Source organism: Aquipuribacter sp. SD81, assembly GCF_037153975.1.
Classification (GTDB): Bacteria; Actinomycetota; Actinomycetes; order Actinomycetales; family JBBAYJ01; genus Aquipuribacter.
In genome coordinates, this window is record NZ_JBBAYJ010000019.1 from 37,104 (window position 1) to 53,689 (window position 16,586).

The 16,586-nt window shown below is 77.7% G+C and carries 13 protein-coding genes; 9 read left to right on the forward strand and 4 right to left on the reverse strand.

Translation table 11 applies throughout. The annotated features are described in order from the left end of the window. Positions 1–99: 99 nt before the first annotated feature. From miaB to dapF, 6 genes are all read left to right on the forward strand, one after another. The gene (gene miaB, locus WAA21_RS12325) at positions 100–1,653 is read left to right on the forward strand and encodes a tRNA (N6-isopentenyl adenosine(37)-C2)-methylthiotransferase MiaB (protein ID WP_336923110.1); all 1,554 of its coding nucleotides are present in this window, start codon (positions 100–102) and stop codon (positions 1,651–1,653) included. Between the two features lie 402 nt (positions 1,654–2,055). Further along, positions 2,056–2,238, forward strand: coding sequence for a hypothetical protein (locus WAA21_RS12330; RefSeq protein ID WP_336923111.1), 183 nt, complete (start codon positions 2,056–2,058; stop codon positions 2,236–2,238). Between the two features lie 54 nt (positions 2,239–2,292). Then, positions 2,293–5,433: an AAA family ATPase gene (locus tag WAA21_RS12335; protein WP_336923112.1), complete on the forward strand. Its 3,141-nt coding sequence runs from the start codon at positions 2,293–2,295 to the stop codon at positions 5,431–5,433. A 75-nt stretch (positions 5,434–5,508) separates the two neighbouring features. Then, a complete protein-coding gene (locus WAA21_RS12340) occupies positions 5,509–6,174 on the forward strand; it encodes a hypothetical protein (RefSeq protein ID WP_336923113.1) in 666 nt (221 codons plus the stop codon). After that, on the forward strand, positions 6,171–7,145 hold the full coding sequence (gene miaA / locus WAA21_RS12345) for a tRNA (adenosine(37)-N6)-dimethylallyltransferase MiaA (RefSeq protein ID WP_336923114.1): 975 nt from the start codon (positions 6,171–6,173) through the stop codon (positions 7,143–7,145). Before WAA21_RS12340 ends, miaA begins: the two co-directional genes overlap by 4 nt. Next, a complete protein-coding gene (gene dapF, locus WAA21_RS12350; RefSeq protein ID WP_336923115.1) occupies positions 7,142–8,056 on the forward strand; it encodes a diaminopimelate epimerase in 915 nt (304 codons plus the stop codon). The genes miaA and dapF overlap by 4 nt, the downstream gene beginning before the upstream one ends. Here the strand turns inward: dapF and WAA21_RS12355 are convergent. Next, complete coding sequence (locus WAA21_RS12355; RefSeq protein WP_336923116.1) at positions 8,046–8,687, reverse strand: class I SAM-dependent methyltransferase; 642 nt, start codon at positions 8,685–8,687, stop codon at positions 8,046–8,048. The genes dapF and WAA21_RS12355 overlap by 11 nt on opposite strands. Next, the gene (locus tag WAA21_RS12360; protein WP_336923117.1) at positions 8,684–9,811 is read right to left on the reverse strand and encodes a calcium/sodium antiporter; all 1,128 of its coding nucleotides are present in this window, start codon (positions 9,809–9,811) and stop codon (positions 8,684–8,686) included. Before WAA21_RS12360 ends, WAA21_RS12355 begins: the two co-directional genes overlap by 4 nt. A gap of 64 nt (positions 9,812–9,875) precedes the next feature. On the opposite strand from WAA21_RS12360, the gene hflX reads away from it, so the two are divergent. Both hflX and WAA21_RS12370 read left to right on the forward strand, forming a co-directional pair. Then, positions 9,876–11,342: a GTPase HflX gene (gene hflX / locus WAA21_RS12365; RefSeq protein ID WP_336923118.1), complete on the forward strand. Its 1,467-nt coding sequence runs from the start codon at positions 9,876–9,878 to the stop codon at positions 11,340–11,342. 10 nt (positions 11,343–11,352) lie between these two features. After that, positions 11,353–13,536 (forward strand): ATP-dependent DNA helicase, encoded by a 2,184-nt coding sequence (locus tag WAA21_RS12370; protein ID WP_336923119.1) that lies wholly within the window; start codon positions 11,353–11,355, stop codon positions 13,534–13,536. Here WAA21_RS12370 and WAA21_RS12375 read toward each other — a convergent pair. After that, complete coding sequence (locus WAA21_RS12375) at positions 13,526–14,497, reverse strand: LysR family transcriptional regulator (protein WP_336923120.1); 972 nt, start codon at positions 14,495–14,497, stop codon at positions 13,526–13,528. The genes WAA21_RS12370 and WAA21_RS12375 overlap by 11 nt on opposite strands. Positions 14,498–14,592: 95 nt before the next feature. Here WAA21_RS12375 and WAA21_RS12380 point away from each other — a divergent pair, with 95 nt between their 5' ends. Then, complete coding sequence (locus tag WAA21_RS12380) at positions 14,593–15,660, forward strand: aminotransferase class V-fold PLP-dependent enzyme (RefSeq protein WP_336923121.1); 1,068 nt, start codon at positions 14,593–14,595, stop codon at positions 15,658–15,660. A gap of 22 nt (positions 15,661–15,682) precedes the next feature. On the opposite strand, the gene lexA is transcribed toward WAA21_RS12380, so the two are convergent. Then, the gene (lexA, locus tag WAA21_RS12385; RefSeq protein ID WP_336923122.1) at positions 15,683–16,405 is read right to left on the reverse strand and encodes a transcriptional repressor LexA; all 723 of its coding nucleotides are present in this window, start codon (positions 16,403–16,405) and stop codon (positions 15,683–15,685) included. Positions 16,406–16,586: the final 181 nt, after the last annotated feature.

Sequence of the window (16,586 nt, forward strand, 5' to 3'; positions counted from 1 at the left end):
CTCCGAAGGGTCGGGACGGTCGAACGGGACGGATCACCGTATTCCCGACCGCGCCGTCGGGCCAGGGTCCCCGCCCGCCGCCGTACCCTGGGACCTGCCATGACCACGTACCCCGAGGCCGCCACGCCGGCCGCCACGCCGGCCGCGCCGCAGGCGCGCACGTACCACGTGCGCACGTTCGGCTGCCAGATGAACGTCCACGACTCCGAGCGGCTCACGGGGCTGCTGGAGGAGGCCGGCTACGTCCCGGCCGACGAGTCGCTCGTCGCCCGCGAGGGCGCCGACGTCGTCGTGCTCAACACGTGCGCGGTGCGCGAGAACGCCGACAACAAGCTGTACGGCAACCTCGGTCACCTCGCGCCGGTCAAGCAGCGTCGTCGCGGGATGCAGATCGCCGTGGCCGGCTGCCTCGCGCAGAAGGACCGCGGCGAGATCGTGCGCCGCGCGCCGTGGGTCGACGTGGTCATCGGCACCCATAACCTCGGCTCGCTGCCCGCGCTGCTCGAGCGCTCCCGCCACAACGGCGAGGCCGAGGTCGAGATCCTCGAGGCGCTGGAGACCTTCCCCTCGACGCTGCCCACGCGACGGGAGTCCGCGTACGCGGCGTGGGTCTCGATCAGCGTCGGGTGCAACAACACGTGCACGTTCTGCATCGTGCCGAGCCTGCGTGGCAAGGAGAGGGACCGCCGCCCCGGCGACGTGCTCGCCGAGGTCGAGGCGCTCGTGGAGCAGGGTGTCGTCGAGGTCACCCTGCTCGGGCAGAACGTCAACAGCTACGGCGTCGAGTTCGGCGACCGGCTCGCCTTCGGCAAGCTGCTCCGCGCGGTCGGCGCGGTCCCGGACCTGGAGCGCGTCCGGTTCACCAGCCCGCACCCGGCCGCCTTCACCGACGACGTCATCGAGGCGATGGCGGAGACCCCGACGGTCATGCCGCAGCTGCACATGCCGCTGCAGTCCGGCTCCGACCGGGTGCTGCGGGCCATGCGCCGCTCGTACCGCTCCGAGCGCTTCCTCGGCATCATCGACAGGGTGCGCGCCGCCATGCCGGACGCCGCCATCAGCACCGACATCATCGTCGGGTTCCCGGGGGAGACCGAGGAGGACTTCGCCGCGACCCTCGACGTGGTGCGGCGGGCGCGCTTCGCCAACGCCTTCACCTTCCAGTACTCGATCCGCCCCGGGACGCCGGCGGCCACGCTGCCGGACCAGCTGCCCAAGGCGGTCGTGCAGGAGCGCTACGAGCGGCTCGTGGCGCTGCAGGAGGAGATCTCCTGGGCGGAGAACCGCCGCCAGGAGGGCCGGCGGCTCGACCTGCTCGTCGCGGAGGGCGAGGGCCGCAAGGACGGCGCGACGGCCCGCCTCAGCGGCCGCGCGCCCGACAACCGGCTCGTCCACTTCGCGCCCGATCCGGCCGCCGGGGTCGAGGTGCCCGCGGGGGGCGTCCGGCCCGGTGACGTCGTCACCGTCGAGGTGACGTACGGCGCGCCGCACCACCTCGTCGCCGACGGCGGCGTGCTCGCCGTGCGCCGCACGCGCGCCGGCGACGCCTGGGAGGCGAGGCAGCAGCAGGCCGCCACCGACGCGGCCACGGGCCCGACCGGCCCGGTGCCCGTCGGGCTCGGCATCCCCCGCGTGGGAGCACCCGGCGCCTGACCCGACCGGCGACGCGCCCGCCCACGGGTGCGTCGCCCACCTGCGGCCCCGTCCCTGCCCGCAAGCGGCCCACGCGGGCTGCGGCGCGGGCCGACCTGACGGCGTCGCGCTGTATGCCCCCACTGGGGGCACACCGCGCGCGAGGGGTCGTCGCCCCCGCCGGACCGCACCCGGCCAGGTCGAGGGGCGGGCCACCTCAGGACGCCCTCAGCGCCTCGTGACGGCCCCTCAGCAGGGAGGGGACGCCCCGGCCGCCGCCTCAGCCGCCGCTCCGGTGCGCTCACCGCCCGACCGGCTCGGCCCGTCCCCGGACGTGCGCACCCGACCGATCCGCCGGCCCCGGCCTCAGGCGGAGTCTCGTAGGTGTCCGGGGGAGTCCCGGGCAGGACCGAGGAGGCCACCATGTCGCACACCTACCTGACCGTCGGGGTGCTCGTCGACGCCGAGGTCGCCTACCGCCAGGAGCGGGTCGCGGCCGACGTCGCCGCCTCGCGCGGCGTCGTCCGGACCGCGCTCGCCGGCTGGCGCGCACGCCGTGCGCTGCGCCGCAGCCGGCGCGAGGCCGAGCTCGCCCTCGCCGCCTGACCGGGGACGTCGCCGTCCGTCGGCCCCTGCTGCCACGATGAGCAGGTGCCACGGATGAGCCTCGACGCGCCCCTCGTCGGCCGCGAGGCCGAGCTCGACCGGCTGCTCGACCGCTTCGGTGCGGCCGCGGCCGGTCGGCCGGGAGCCGTGCTGCTCGCCGGGGACGCCGGCGCCGGCAAGACCCGCCTCGTCGAGGCCTTCGCGGACCTCGTCGCCGGTCGCGGCGCGGTCGTCCTGCGCGGGCACTGCGTCGACTTCGGAGCGGCCGGCCTTCCCTACCTCGCCTTCGCCGAGGCCGTCGGGGCGTACCTCGCCGCGACCGGCCGTCCCGTCCCCGACGGCCTGCGCCCGCTTCTCGGGGCCGACGCGTCCCCGGCCGGTCCCGGCGCGACGGGGCAGGCCCCCGACCGGTCCCGGCCCGCCCCGCCACCGGCGGACGCCGTCGCCGACGCGACCGCCGTCGAGGTCGGCCGGCTGCGCCTGTTCGAGGCCGTCGCCGGGTTCGTGGGGCGCCTCGCCGAGGAGCAGCCCGTCGTCGTGGTCGTGGAGGACCTGCACTGGGCCGACCCCTCCTCCCGCGACCTGCTCCGCTACCTGCTCGGTCGCATGCGGCGCGAGCGCGTGCTCGTCGTCACGAGCCACCGCAGCGACGACCTGCACCGCTCGCATCCGGTGCGGGCCCTGCTCGGCGACCTCGCCCGCCTGCCGCACGTCGAGCGGGTCGAGGTGCGGCCATTCGACCTGCCCGGCATGACGCGCTTCCTCACGACGCTCGCGGGCCGGGACGTGCCGGTCTCCACCGTGCAGCGGGTGCTGCAGCGATCGGAGGGCAACGCGTACTTCGCCGAGGAGCTCTTCGCCGCCGGCGACCGGCCCGGCGTCCCCGACGGGCTCGCCGACGTCCTGCTCGCGCGGCTCGAGCGGCTCGGCCCGGCGGCCCGGCAGGTCGCCCGCGTCGCCTCCGTCGGGGGACGCCGGGTCGACGACACCCTGCTCGCCGAGGTGTGCGGCCTGCCACGCCACGAGCTGGACGACGCCCTGCGCGAGGCGGTGTCCGCCCAGGTGCTCCGCGCGGAGGGCGAGCGCTTCGCCTTCCGGCACGCCCTGCTGCAGGAGGCGGTGTACGACGACCTGCTGCCGGGGGAGCGTCGCCGCTGGCACGGCGCCTACGCGGGGGTGCTCCGCCAGGTGGTCGAGGCCCCGGCCGGCGCGAGCGGCCAGGTGCGCGGCAGCGCGGCGGAGCTCGCCCACCACAGCCTCGCCGCGCACGACGTGCCGACGGGGCTCACCGCGTCGGTGCGCGCGGCGGACGAGGCCGTCGACCGGCTCGCGCCGCGCGAGGCGCTCGCGCACCTGGAGCGGGCGATCGAGCTGTACGACAGCGTCCCGGACGCCGCGGAGCGGCTCGGCCAGGACGACGTCGACCTGCACCGCCGCGCCGCGGGCCTCGCGAGCCGCTCCGGGCAGGTGGAGCGCGCCGTCTCGCTGGCGCGCGCCGCGCTCGAGCGCGCGCACGCGGCCGGCGACGACCACCGCGCCGGGGTGCTGCACCACCGCCTCGCCCAGCACCTCATCGCCTCCGAGCGGACCGGGGAGGCGCTGGAGCACGCCCGCGCCGCCGTCCGCACCCTCGGCGTGGGCGACTTCGCCGTCACCGCGGTCTGCGACGGCCCCGACGAGGTCGTCCGGGACCGGGCGTGGGCGCTCGCCGGTCTCGCACGCGCCCTCATGCTCGCCGGCAAGCCGGGTGCGCGCCTCGCCGGCGAGCGGGCCCTCGCCGTCGCGGTGGAGGCGGGGCTGCCGGACGTCGAGGCCGACGCGCTCGCCACGGTCGCCGTCGCGCTCGGCGAGGAGGCCGCGGGCGGGGCGGACGCCGCCGCGGCCGGGCAGGTGGCCGACGAGCGCCTCGTGCAGGCGGTCGCGCGCTCCCGCTCGGCCGGCGACCTGCTCACCGAGCTGCGTGCGTGCGTCAACCTCGGCTGGGCCCGCTACGGCCGCGGGGCCGTGCCCGAGGCCCTCGCCGTCGCCGACGAGGCCGTCGAGCGGGCGGGCGCCGCCGGTCTGCTGTGGAGCCCGCTCGCGGTCGAGCTCCGCGTGCTGCGCCGGCTCGCCCGGTACATGACGGGGCACTGGCGCACCCGCCCGGAGGCCGACACCGACCTCGCCCCCGACACGCCCGCCGCCCGGCTGGCGGCCATCGACCTGTACGTCGCCGTCGCGCGCGGCGACGACACCGCCGAGGCGGCCGTGGAGCGGCTCGTGCCGCTGCGCGGGCTGGACGTGGGCGTGCAGGTGGTCGTCGACGGCTGCCTCGCGGAGCTGCGCCGCTGGCAGGGCCGCCCCGAGGAGGCCGCCGACGTCGCCCGCGCCGCCCGCGACGACCTCGTGCGCGTGCTCGGCGACGAGCGCCTCGCGGCCGTGTGGTTCGGCGCCGTCGAGGTCGCCGCCCTCGCCGACGTCGCGGAGGAGGCGCTGCTGCGACACGACGCCGCGCGCGCCGCCGGCCTCGCGCGCCGGGCGCTCGCCCGGGGCCGGGCGGTGGAGGAGCTCGTCGCCGAGGCGGCCGCCCACCCCGACCCCCGGGAGCGCCCCGGACCGGAGGCCCGGGCGTGGCAGGCGCGGCTGCGGGCGGAGCTGACCCGGCTGCGCCCGGTCCTGCCGGTGGCGGCACCGGACGGCGGGCAGGCCCCGGACGACGCCGTACCCGGTCCGCGGGACGGTGACCTCGACCCGGTCCCCGCGTGGCGCGAGGCGCTCGCCGCCTTCGCCGTCCTCGGCCACCCCTACGAGCAGGCGCGCTGCCGCCTCGGGCTGGCCGCCGCCCTCCTCGGCAGCGGCGCGCGCGGCGCGGCCGCGGAGGAGGTCGAGCCCCTGCTCGCCGAGGTCCGCCGCACGGCGGCCGAGCTCGGTGCGGCGCCGCTGTCCGCGCAGGTCGACGCCCTCGAGCGCCGGGCCGGGCTCGGCGAGGCCGGCGCGGGGGCCGACGCGGTCCTCACCGCGCGCGAGCGGGAGGTGCTCCGTCTCGTCGCCCAGGGCCTGACGAACCGGCAGGTGGGCGCGCGGCTGTTCATCAGCGAGAAGACCGTCTCGGTGCACCTGTCGAACGCCATGGCCAAGCTGGGGGCGTCGGGGCGCACCGAGGCGGTCACCCTCGCGCACCGCACCGGGCTGCTGCCGCTGGAGCCGCTCACCTGAGCCACGGCGTGCCCACCGCGAGGCGCCCACCCGGCCGCCGGCGGGCCGCGGGCCGGCGGCGGATACGGTGAGCCGGTGCCCGTCGCCGCCGCGTGCCTCGTGCCGGCCGCACCGGTCCTGCTGCCCTGGCTGACGGGGACCGACGTGCCGGAGGTCGAGCCGGTCCGGGCGGCCGTCACCCGCGCGCTCGACGTGCTCGACGACTGCGACCGGGTGCTCCTCGTCGCGCACGAGCGGGCGGGCACGTTGGCGGGGTTCGGCTCGGTGCTGCCCTCGCCGGTGCCCTCGCGCGCCCGCGGCTCGTGGCCGCACGAGCTCGCCCACGCCCTGCTGGACTCCCGGCCCGGGCACCCGGCCATGCCCGACTGGCGCCCGGGTCGCGAGGAGACGTCGTGGCCGCGGGTCGCCGGCGACCCGGCCGGCTGGCTCGCGCAGCAGGACGCCGTCCGGGCGCGCACCGGCCTGCTGCTGCTCGCCGACGGCTCGCGCACCCGCGGCCCCCGCGCCCCCGGGGGCGAAGACCCGCGGGGCGGGGTGGTCGACCGCGCGCTCGCCGCCGCCGTCCGCGGCCACCGGCGGGTCTCCACCCGCGCGCGGCGCGCAGCCCCGGCCGTCGGCGCCGACGCGTGCGACGCCGTCGACGTGCTCGCGGCCGTGGGCGGTCGGCGCCCACCCGTCCTGCACCTCGCCGACGCGCCGCTCGGCGTCGGGTACCTCGTCGCGACGTGGCGGCTGGCGTGAGCGGGGGCCCGGCGACGTCCGGGGCCCCGCCGGTGGTGCTCGCCGTCGTGGGGGCGACGGCGACCGGGAAGTCCGACGTCGCCGTCGGGCTGTGCGAGGCCCTCGGCGGCGAGGCGGTCAACGCCGACTCCATGCAGCTGTACGAGGGCATGGACGTCGGGACGGCCAAGCTGACGGTGCGGGAGCGGCGGGGCGTCCCGCACCACCTGCTCGACGTCTGGCCGGTCACCCGTCCCGCCGCGGTCGCGGAGTACCAGGAACTCGCTCGCGCGGCGTTCGCGGACGTCGCCGGTCGCGGCCGGCTGCCCGTGCTCGTCGGCGGGTCGGGCCTGTACGTGCGGGCGGCCCTGGACGACCTGCGCTTCCCCGGCACCGACCCGGACGTGCGCGCCCGGCTGAGCGCGGAGGCCGAGGAGGTGGGTGCGCCGGCGATGCACGAGCGGCTGCGCCGGGTCGACCCCGCCGCGGCCGCGGCGATCCTGCCCGGCAACGTGCGGCGCGTCGTGCGGGCGCTGGAGGTCGTGGAGATCACCGGGCGCCCGTTCAGCGCGGCCATGCCCGAGCCGGGGGCGCGGGCCCGCGCGGTGCCCGCCGTCGTGCTCGGCCTGCGCCGGGAACGCCCCGACGTCGACCGTCGCATCGCGGAGCGGGTGGACCGCATGTGGCGCGACGGCCTCGTCGATGAGGTCCGGTCGCTGCGCGAGCGGGGCCTCGCCGAGGGGCCGACCGCGTCGCGGGCCGTCGGCTACGCGCAGGTCCTCGAGCTGCTCGCCGGGCGCACGGGGGACGACGAGGCCCGCGAGGCCACCGTGCGCGCCACGCGCCGCCTCGTCCGCCGGCAGGAGTCGTGGTTCGGCGCCGACCCCGACGTGCTGTGGCTCGACGTCGCCGCCGACGACACCGCCGCGGCGCTCACCGAGCGGGCCCGGGCGCTCGTCGTCCCCCGCCTCCGCGAGAGGATGGGGGCGTGAGCAGCCCCCTCGGACCCGACGGCCTGCACGCGCTCAAGGCGCACGGGACGGGCAACGACTTCGTCGTCGTCCTCGACCCGGACGACACGTGGCCGCTGGTGACCGACGTCGTCCGCGCGCTGTGCGACCGGCGCCTGGGTGTGGGCGCGGACGGGGTCATCCGCGCCGTGCGCGCCGACGTCGACGGCGAGGCCGGCTGGTTCATGGACCACGTCAACGCCGACGGCACCACCGCCGAGATGTGCGGCAACGGGGTACGCGTCCTCGCCCACAGCCTCGTCGACGCCGGTCTCGTCGACCCGGCCGTCGGGCGCGTGCCGGTGCTGTCGCGCGCTGGCGCGCGGCCCGTGCGGCTCGTCGCGGCGGGCTACCCCGTGTACGCGGTCGAGATGGGGCCGGTGAGCGTCGCCGAGGACCTCGTGGCCGTCGGGGTCGTCGGCCCCGACCGCACGCGGCGCCTGCCCGGGCGGGCGGTCGACGTCGGCAACCCGCACGTCGTCGTCGACGTCGGCGACGTCGCGGCCGTCCTCGACGCCGACCTCGCGCGCCGTCCCACCCTCGAGCCGGAGCCGGAGCACGGCGCGAACGTCGAGCTCGTCGGCGGGGTCGGCCAGGGTGACGCCCCCGGGACGGGCTACCTGCGCATGCGCGTGCACGAGCGCGGGGTGGGGGAGACGTCCTCGTGCGGGACCGGCGCCGTCGCGGCGGCCGCCGCGGCGTCGCTGCGCAACGGGCACCGCTCCTGGACCGTCGACGTGCCGGGCGGCCGGCTGCGGGTGCGGCTGCGCCGCCGGGAGGACGAGGGCATCGTCGGCAGCGAGCTCGCCGGTCCCGCCGAGGTCGTCGCCCGCCTGGTCGTCGAGCCCGCGTGGCTGGAGCGGGCCGCGGCCGGTCAGCCGCTCAGCCGCTGACGTCCCGGCGGACCCGCAGCACCCGGTAGCCCTTGCTGCTCGCGAGCCGGGTCGTCGCGAGGTGCGCGCCGAGGCCCGCCGGGTCGTCCAGGCCGTCGGCGAGCCAGCGGTGCAGGGAGTCGGCGCCGAGGTTGCGCTGCACGACGAGGTCCGCGTGGCCTCCGGTCGCGAGCCGCGGCAGCCAGAGCCGCAGCAGGTCGTGCAGGGCGGCCTTGCCGATCCGGATCGGCGGGTTGGACCACACGGCGGCGAAGCGCAGCGCGGGGTCGACGTCCTCCGGCGCCGCGACCCGCACGTTGGTGAGGCCGTTCAGGGCGGCGTTCTCGGCCGTGAGCGCTCGCGCGCGGGCGTTGACGTCGACCGCCCACACCGTCGCCGCCGGGGCGCGGGCCGCGAGCGCGAGGGCGAGCGGTCCCCACCCGCAGCCGAGGTCGAGCAGGTCCCCGCCCGCGGGCACGTCCGTCGCCGAGCGCAGCAGCACGGCCGTGCCCGGGTCGAGCCGGTCGCCGCTGAAGACCCCCGCCGCCGTCCGCACCCGCACGGCCCGGCCGTCGAGGTCGAGCGAGAGCTCGCGCGCGCGGGCGGGCGCCGCCGGGTCGGCGTCGAAGTAGTGGGGCTGCTGCTCGCTCACGGTGCCGGGCTCCCCTCCGGGCCTCTCGCCGTGCGCCGGCGGCGTCGCCTGACCTCGGCGCCGACGAGCACGAGCAGGGTGAGGGCGGTGAGGGGCGCGAGGAAGCCGACCACCACCCGTCCGAGCACGGGCACGGCGTCGTGGCCCGTGGCGTCGAGCGCGAGGAACGTGACGTACACGCCGTAGTAGAGGACGAAGACGACCCCCTCCCAGCGGGCGACGGCCGCCCCGGTGAACACCACCGGCAGGAGCGCGAGCGCGACGACGACCATGACCGGTAGGTCGAGCACCACGGCCCCGCGCGACACCGGGACGCCGTCCGGGCTGATGAGGGCGGCCAGACCCAGCACCGCCCCGAGGTTGAAGATGTTGCTGCCGACGACGTTGCCGACAGCCATGTCGCGCTGGCCGCGGACCGCCGCGACGACCGAGGTCGCGAGCTCCGGCAGCGACGTGCCGACGGCCACGACCGTGAGGCCCATGACGAGCTCGCTGACGCCGAGCGCCTCGCCGATGTCGGTCGCGGCTCCCACCAGCAGGCGGGCGCCGAGCACGAGCAGCGCGACGCCCGCCGCCACGAGCAGGGCGTCGACGACCGTCCGGCGCCGCCCGCTGCCGCGCCGGACGGGCTCGTCCGTCCCCGGGGCGACGCCCGGCTCGTCGTCGTCGCGCCGGGTCCGCGACGTCCAGACCGTCCGCCCGACGTACAGCAGCAGGAGCACGAGCAGCAGCAGGCCGTCGAGGCGCCCGATGCTGCCGTCGAGCGCGAGCAGGAGGGCGACGACCGACAGGCCGATCATCACCGGCACGTCCTGCCGCACCACGCGCGTGCGGACCACGAGCGGCAGCACGACGGCGCTCGCGCCGAGCACGAGCAGGACGTTGGCGATGTTGCTGCCGACGACGTTGCCGACCGCGAGGCCCGGCGAGCCGGACAGGCTCGCGTCGAGGGTGACGGCGAGCTCGGGCGCCGACGTCGCGAAGGACACGACCGTGAGCCCCACGACGAGCGGGGACAGGCCGAGCGCGAGCGCGAGGCCGCCGGCCCCCCGCACGAGGAGCTCCCCGCCGACGACGAGGACGACGAGCCCACCGAGGAGACCGAGGACGGTCAGCAGGTCCACGCCGCCTCCCTGACGCGTAATCGGCTGGGGCCGACAGGCCACCGCGTGCGATCCTGGCAGGACGATGCCACGCACACACACCGACCCCACCCCGCGCGACGCCCGCCGGCCGGAGCCCCTCGACGGCCTCGAGCCGGGCGGGCCCGACGACGGGTACGACGCGTACGACGGGGACCAGCTCGACCTCGCCGACCGCCAGGCGCTGCGCCGCGTCGCGGGCCTGTCCACGGAGCTCACCGACGTCACCGAGGTCGAGTACCGCCAGCTCCGGCTGGAGCGCGTCGTGCTCGCCGGGCTCTGGACCTCGGCCGGCGTCGAGGACGCCGAGGTGGGCCTCGCCGAGCTCGCCGCCCTCGCCGAGACCGCCGGCTCGCAGGTGCTCGACGCGCTGCTGCAGCGTCGCGACAAGCCGGACCCCTCGACGTTCCTCGGCTCCGGCAAGGCGGCCGAGCTCCGCGACATCGTCGCGACGACCGGCGCGGACACCGTCGTCGTGGACGGCGAGCTGTCGCCGTCGCAGCGGCGCAGCCTGGAGGACGTCGTCAAGGTCAAGGTGGTCGACCGGACCGCGCTGATCCTCGACATCTTCGCCCAGCACGCCAAGAGCCGGGAGGGCAAGGCGCAGGTCGAGCTCGCGCAGCTGGAGTACCTGCTCCCGCGCCTGCGCGGCTGGGGCGAGTCGATGTCCCGGCAGGCCGGTGGCCGGGTCGCCGGCGGTGCCGGCATCGGCTCCCGCGGCCCCGGTGAGACCAAGATCGAGCTCGACCGGCGGCGCATCCGCACCCGCATGGCGAAGCTGAGGCGCGAGATCGCCGACATGCGCACCGCGCGGGAGACCAAGCGCGGCAGCCGCCGCCGCAACGCGGTGCCGTCGATCGCGATCGCCGGCTACACGAACGCCGGCAAGTCGAGCCTGCTCAACCGGCTCACGGGGGCCGGCGTGCTCGTGGAGGACGCGCTCTTCGCGACCCTGGACCCGACCGTGCGCCGGGCCGAGCTGCCGGACGGTCGCGCCGTCACCCTTGCCGACACCGTCGGCTTCGTCCGGCACCTGCCGCACCAGCTCGTCGAGGCGTTCCGCTCGACGCTGGAGGAGGTGGCGGAGGCCGACCTGGTCGTCCACGTGGTCGACGCGTCCCACCCGGACCCCGAGGGCCAGCTGTCGGCCGTCCGCGCGGTCATGGCCGACGTCGACGCGCACCGGGTGCCCGAGGTCGTCGCCCTCAACAAGTGCGACGTCGCCGACCCCGAGGTCGTCGACCGGCTGCTGCGCCGGGAGCGCGCGGCGGTGGCGGTGTCGGCGCGGACCGGCTCGGGCATCGACGCGCTCCTGCAGCGCATCGCCTCCGACCTGCCCCACCCGGACGTCGAGGTCGACGTCGTGGTGCCGTTCACGCGCGGCGACCTCGTGAGCCGGGTCCACGACGACGGGGAGGTGCTCGCGGTCGACCACGAGCCCGCGGGGACCCGGGTGCGGGCGAGGGTCGACGAGGCGCTGGCGGCGGCGCTGCACGAGGCGGAGGACCGCTAGCCTCCCTCCGGTGACCGAGCCCGCCGCCGCGCCGCCGGAGGGCGGCGCCGCCGAGCCGGCCACGGCTGCCGCGGACCTCGCGGACGAGGCGGCCGGGCTGCTGGCGACGGTCGTCGCCGCGACGGGCGGCACCCCCCGCGCCGGGCAGGAGCAGATGGCGCGCGCCGTCGCCGAGGCCGTGACGGAGCACCGGCACCTGCTCGTCCAGGCCGGGACCGGCACCGGGAAGTCGTGGGGCTACCTCGTCCCGGTCGTGGCCGCGGCGGTCCGCCGGGGCGAGCGGGTCGTCGTCGCGACGTCGACGCTCGCGCTGCAGGGCCAGCTCGTGCGCCACGACCTGCCGCGCCTGGCCGACGCCCTCGAGGGCCCGCTCGGACGCCGCCCCACGTGGCAGCTCGTCAAGGGCCGCAACAACTACGTGTGCCGGCACCGTCTGGACGGCGGCGACGCCGAGGAGGACGACGCGCTGTCGCTGTGGGGCGCCGACGACGGCTCCGCGGGACCTCGCTCGGGACTGGAGCTGCAGGTCGCGCGGGCCCGGGAGTGGGCGGAGACCACGACGACCGGCGACCGTGACGAGCTCGTGCCCGGGGTGTCGGACCGGGCGTGGCGGGCCGTGTCGGTGACGGCGCGGGAGTGCCTGGGAGCGCAGCGCTGCCCCGCGGCCGCGGAGTGCTTCAGCGAGGACGCACGCGCCCGCGCGCGGGAGGTCGACGTCGTCGTCACCAACCACGCGCTGCTCACCATCGACGCCGTCGAGGGCCTGCAGACCCTGCCGCCGCACGACGTCGTCGTCGTCGACGAGGCGCACGACCTCGTCGACCGGGTGACGACGACGTTGTCGCGGGACCTCACGGCCACCGCCGTCCGGACCGCGGCCGGGGCCGCCCGCCGGTCCGGCGCGGACGCCTCGCAGGTGCGCGACCTCGAGCGGGCGGCCGACGGGCTCGAGCGGGCGCTCGCCGACGTGACGCCGGGCCGGCTGCCCGACGGACCGTCCGCCACGGTGCAGGACGCGCTGCTGCTGGTCTCGACCGCCGCGCGCGGCACGCTGCGCTCCCTGCCGCGCGACCAGCCCGCCGGCGAGGACGCGGGCGCCGCGCGGAGCCAGGCCGGCCGCGCGGCCCTGCTCGAGGTCGTCGGGACCGCCGAGCGGCTGGCCGGCGTCCCCCGCCCGGACCGCGACGACACGGCCGGCCCCGCGGCGGGGGGCGGGACGGCGGGTGAGGGCGAGACGGACGACGAGGACGCCGTCGAGGCCGAGGCCGAGGCCGAGGCCGAGGCGCCGGCGGAGGCGCCCACCGGCACCGACGTCGTGTGGCTCGACGACGACGAGCGCCGCGGTCACGTGCTCGTCGCGGCGCCGCTCAGCGTGGCCGGGCTGCTCCGCAGCCGGCTCCTCGACACCCGCACCGTCGTCGCGACGTCCGCGACGCTCGTCGGGCCGGGCGGCTTCGACGCCCTCGCGCGCCGCCTCGGGCTCGGTCGGGGCGGGTGGACCGGTCTCGACGTCGGCAGCCCCTTCGACTACCGCCGCCAGGCGATCCTCTACGTGGCCGCGCACCTGCCGCCGCCGGGCCGTGACGGCCACGGGGAGCCGCTGTGGGACGAGCTCGTCGCGCTCGTCGAGGCCGCGGGCGGTCGCACCCTCGGCCTGTTCTCCTCGCGCCGGGCCGCCGAGCGGGCCGCGGAGGTCGTGCGCGCGCGCACCGACCTGCCGGTGCTGTGCCAGGGCGACGACGCGGTGCCGACGCTCGTCCGGCAGTTCGCCGACGACGAGCCCACCTGCCTCTTCGGCACGCTCGGGCTGTGGCAGGGCGTCGACGTGCCCGGGCCTTCGTGCAGCCTCGTCGTGCTCGACCGGGTGCCGTTCCCCCGCCCCGACGACCCGCTCGCGCAGGCCCGCACCGAGGCGGTCGCCGCCGGCGGCGGCAACGGGTTCATGACGGTGTCGGTCGCGCACGCCGCGACCCTGCTCGCGCAGGGCGCGGGACGCCTCGTGCGCAGCACCGCCGACCGCGGGGTCGTCGCCGTCCTCGACCAGCGCGTCGTGACCCGCCGCTACGGCGACGCGCTCCTGCAGGCGCTGCCGCCCATGTGGCGGACCACGGACCGGGCGACGGTCCTCGCGGCGCTCGAGCGGCTGCGCGCCACCGCCGGTTCCGCCGGCGACGCACGGGCGGCTACCGGCTGACGGCGACGCCGGACGGCCGGTCCGTCGCGCTCCCCACGAGTGCCTGCAGGACCGCGGCGACGGCGGGCACCCGCGCGAGGTCGGGCGTCGTCACGGCCACGACCCGCCGCCGCGCCACCGGGTCGAGGGGCACCGTGACGACGTCCCGGTCCGCGACGTGGCTGCCGGCGAGCCCGGGCAGCAGCGCGACGCCCAGCCCCTCCGCCACGAGCCCGAGGACCGCGACGTAGTCGTCGGTCTCGTACCGCAGCCGGGGCCGGAAGCCCGCGGCGGCGGCGAGGTCGACGAGGTGGCCCCGGCAGCGCGGGCAGCCCGCGATCCAGTCCTCGTCCGACAGCTCGGCGACCGCGACCCGGTCGCGTCGCGCCCACGCTGTGTCGCCCCGCACCGCGAGCCTCACCTCGTCGAGGAGGAGCGGCGCGACGTGCAGGCCGGCCAGGTCCGACACGCGGTCGGTGCGGTCGGTGCCGTCGGTGCCGTCGGTGCCGTCGGTGCCGTCGGTGAGGTCGTAGGAGAAGGTGACGACGACGTCCGCCTCGCCGTCGCGGACGAGCCGCACCGAGTCCGGCGGCTCGACCTCCTGCAGGGCGACCTGCAGCCCGGGGTGCGCCGCGCGGAGCGCGGCGAGCGCACGCGGGACGAGGCGCGCGGACGCCGACGGGAACGCGACGAGGCGCACGGTCCCCGCGGCGAGCCCCGCGACCGCCTGCACCTCACGCTCGGCGACAGCGAGCAGCGCCTCCACGGCGACGGCGTGGCGGGCGAGGACGCGGCCGGGCTCCGTCGGCCGCGAGCGGCGGCCGACCCGCTCGACGAGCGCGGTGCCCATGACGCGCTCCGCCCGGCGCAGCTGCTGGCTCGCCGCGGGCTGGCTTACGCCCAGCCGCCGGGCGGCCGCCGACACCGAGCCCTCCTCGGAGACGGCCCGGAGCAGTCGCAGCACGTCGACGTCGAGGGGCAAGGGCGGCAGCCTACGACGACCCATAAGCCCTGTGGATGGGTCGCGGAAGAACCTGCTGCTTGTGGCATGACCGCGGCGGTGGGCACGCTGTCGGGGTGACGACCTCCGCGTGGGCACCGGCTCCGGGCTACCTCAACGCCTCGACCCTCGGGCTGCCTCCGCGAGCCACGGCGACGGCCGTGCACGAGGCGGTCGACGCGTGGCAGGCCGGGCGGGCGTGCGCTGTCGCGTACGACCGCCACGTCCAGGCCTCGCGGCGCCTCTATGCGCGGCTCGTCGGCGTGGAGCCGTCGTGGGTGGCGGTCGGCTCGCAGGCCTCCGTCCTCGTCGCCGAGGTCGCGGTGGCCCTGCCCGACGGGGCGCGGGTGCTCACGGTGGCCGGCGAGTTCAGCTCGGTGTGCGGGCCCTTCGAGGCTCAGGCCGGGCGCCGGGTGAGCGTTGCGGCGGTGCCGCTGGAGGACCTCCCGGAGGCGACCGAGCGGCTGCGGCCCGACGTCGTCGCCTTCTCGCTCGCGCAGTCCGCGGACGGGCGGGTCGTCGACGCCGACGGGGTGCGTGCCGCCGCGACGGCGTGCGGTGCGCTCACGGTGTGCGACACCACGCAGGCCGCCGGCTGGCTCGACGTCGACGCGGCCGCGTGGGACGTCACGGTCTGCTCGGCCTACAAGTGGCTGTGCGCGCCCAGGGGCAGCGCCTTCCTGACGGTCCGCCCCGCCGTGGCCGACCGCCTCAGCGGCCACAACGCCGGCTGGTACGCCGGGGAGGACGTGTGGGGGTCTGTCTACGGCCCCGGGCTGCGCGTCGCCGCCGACGCGCGGCGCTTCGACGTCAGCCCCGCGTGGCTCGCGTGGGTCGGCACGCAGACCTCGCTCGAGGTGCTGCTCGACCTGCCGGTCGACGTGCGCCGCCGCCACGGCGCGGACCTCGCCGACGCGCTGCGCGCCCACCTCGGCTGGGAGCCGGCGGGCCGTCCCGTCCTCGTGGTGCCCGACGCGGACGGCCGCGTCGTCGCCGCCCTCGGCGACGCCGGGGTCACGGTCGCCAGCCGCGCCGGTCGCGCGCGGGTGTCCTTCCACCTGTGGAACGACGGCGACGACGTCGACCGCGCCGCGGACGCGCTGTCGGCCGCGGGAGCAGCGGCGCTCGCACGGACCCCGGTCTGAGCGCGGCGACGCCTCCGACGCCTCAGACGCGGCGGAGGACCGCCGTCACCCGACCGAGGACGGTCGCGTCGTCACCCGGGATCGGCGTGTAGAGCGGGTTGTGCGGCATGAGCCACACGTGCCCGTCCCGACGCCGGTACGTCTTGACGGTCGCCTCGCCGTCGATCATGGCGGCGACGATCTCGCCGTTCTCCGCGACGGGCTGCTGGCGCACGACCACCCAGTCGCCGTCGCAGATCGCGGCGTCGACCATCGAGTCGCCGACGACCTGCAGCAGGAAGAGCGTGCCGTCGCCCACGACCTGACGGGGGAGCGGGAAGACGTCCTCGACGACCTCCTCGGCCAGGACGGGTCCGCCGGCGGCGATGCGGCCGACGAGCGGCACCATGCTCGCCTCCGGCATCGGGCTGCCCTCGTCGTGGGCGCCCGCACGCCAGGCCCCGGGCTCCTCGGCGGCCTCCGGCTCGACGACCGCCGTGACGTCGCCGGTCGGGGCCGGACGCCGGCGCGCGTCCTCGGGCCCGACGACCTCGATGGCCCGCGGGCGGTGCGGGTCGCGGCGCAGGTAGCCCTTGCGCTCGAGCGTGGCGAGCTGGTGGGCGACGCTGCTCGGGGACGTGAGGCCGACCGACTCGCCGATCTCCCGCATCGACGGCGGGTACCCGCGCGTGCGGACGGCCTCGCGGATGGTCTCGAGCACCCGGCGCTGGCGCTCGGTGAGCCCTTCCAGGTCCTGCCCTGCCATGTCGTCCTCCGTCGTCCTCGCCGGGGGTTGTGTCCGACCCCCGGGGTCTCCTCGGTGCGTGCCGCTGACCCGTCGTCCGGGTGATCAGGACGCTAGGAGGTCGAACACGTGTTCACAAGCACCGCGGGCGGCGTGTCGCCGTCCGTCGAACACACGCTCGACAAACCCTCGACCTGAGGTT

Bases quoted from the DNA above. Each gene is read 5' to 3' on its own strand.
- miaB (WP_336923110.1), top strand. From the start codon at position 100: ATGACCACGTACCCCGAGGCCGCCACGCCGGCCGCCACGCCGGCCGCG.
- WAA21_RS12330 (WP_336923111.1), top strand. From the start codon at position 2,056: ATGTCGCACACCTACCTGACCGTCGGGGTGCTCGTCGACGCCGAGGTC.
- WAA21_RS12335 (WP_336923112.1), top strand. From the start codon at position 2,293: ATGAGCCTCGACGCGCCCCTCGTCGGCCGCGAGGCCGAGCTCGACCGG.
- hflX (WP_336923118.1), top strand. From the start codon at position 9,876: ATGCCACGCACACACACCGACCCCACCCCGCGCGACGCCCGCCGGCCG.
- lexA (WP_336923122.1), bottom strand. From the start codon at position 16,405: ATGGCAGGGCAGGACCTGGAAGGGCTCACCGAGCGCCAGCGCCGGGTG.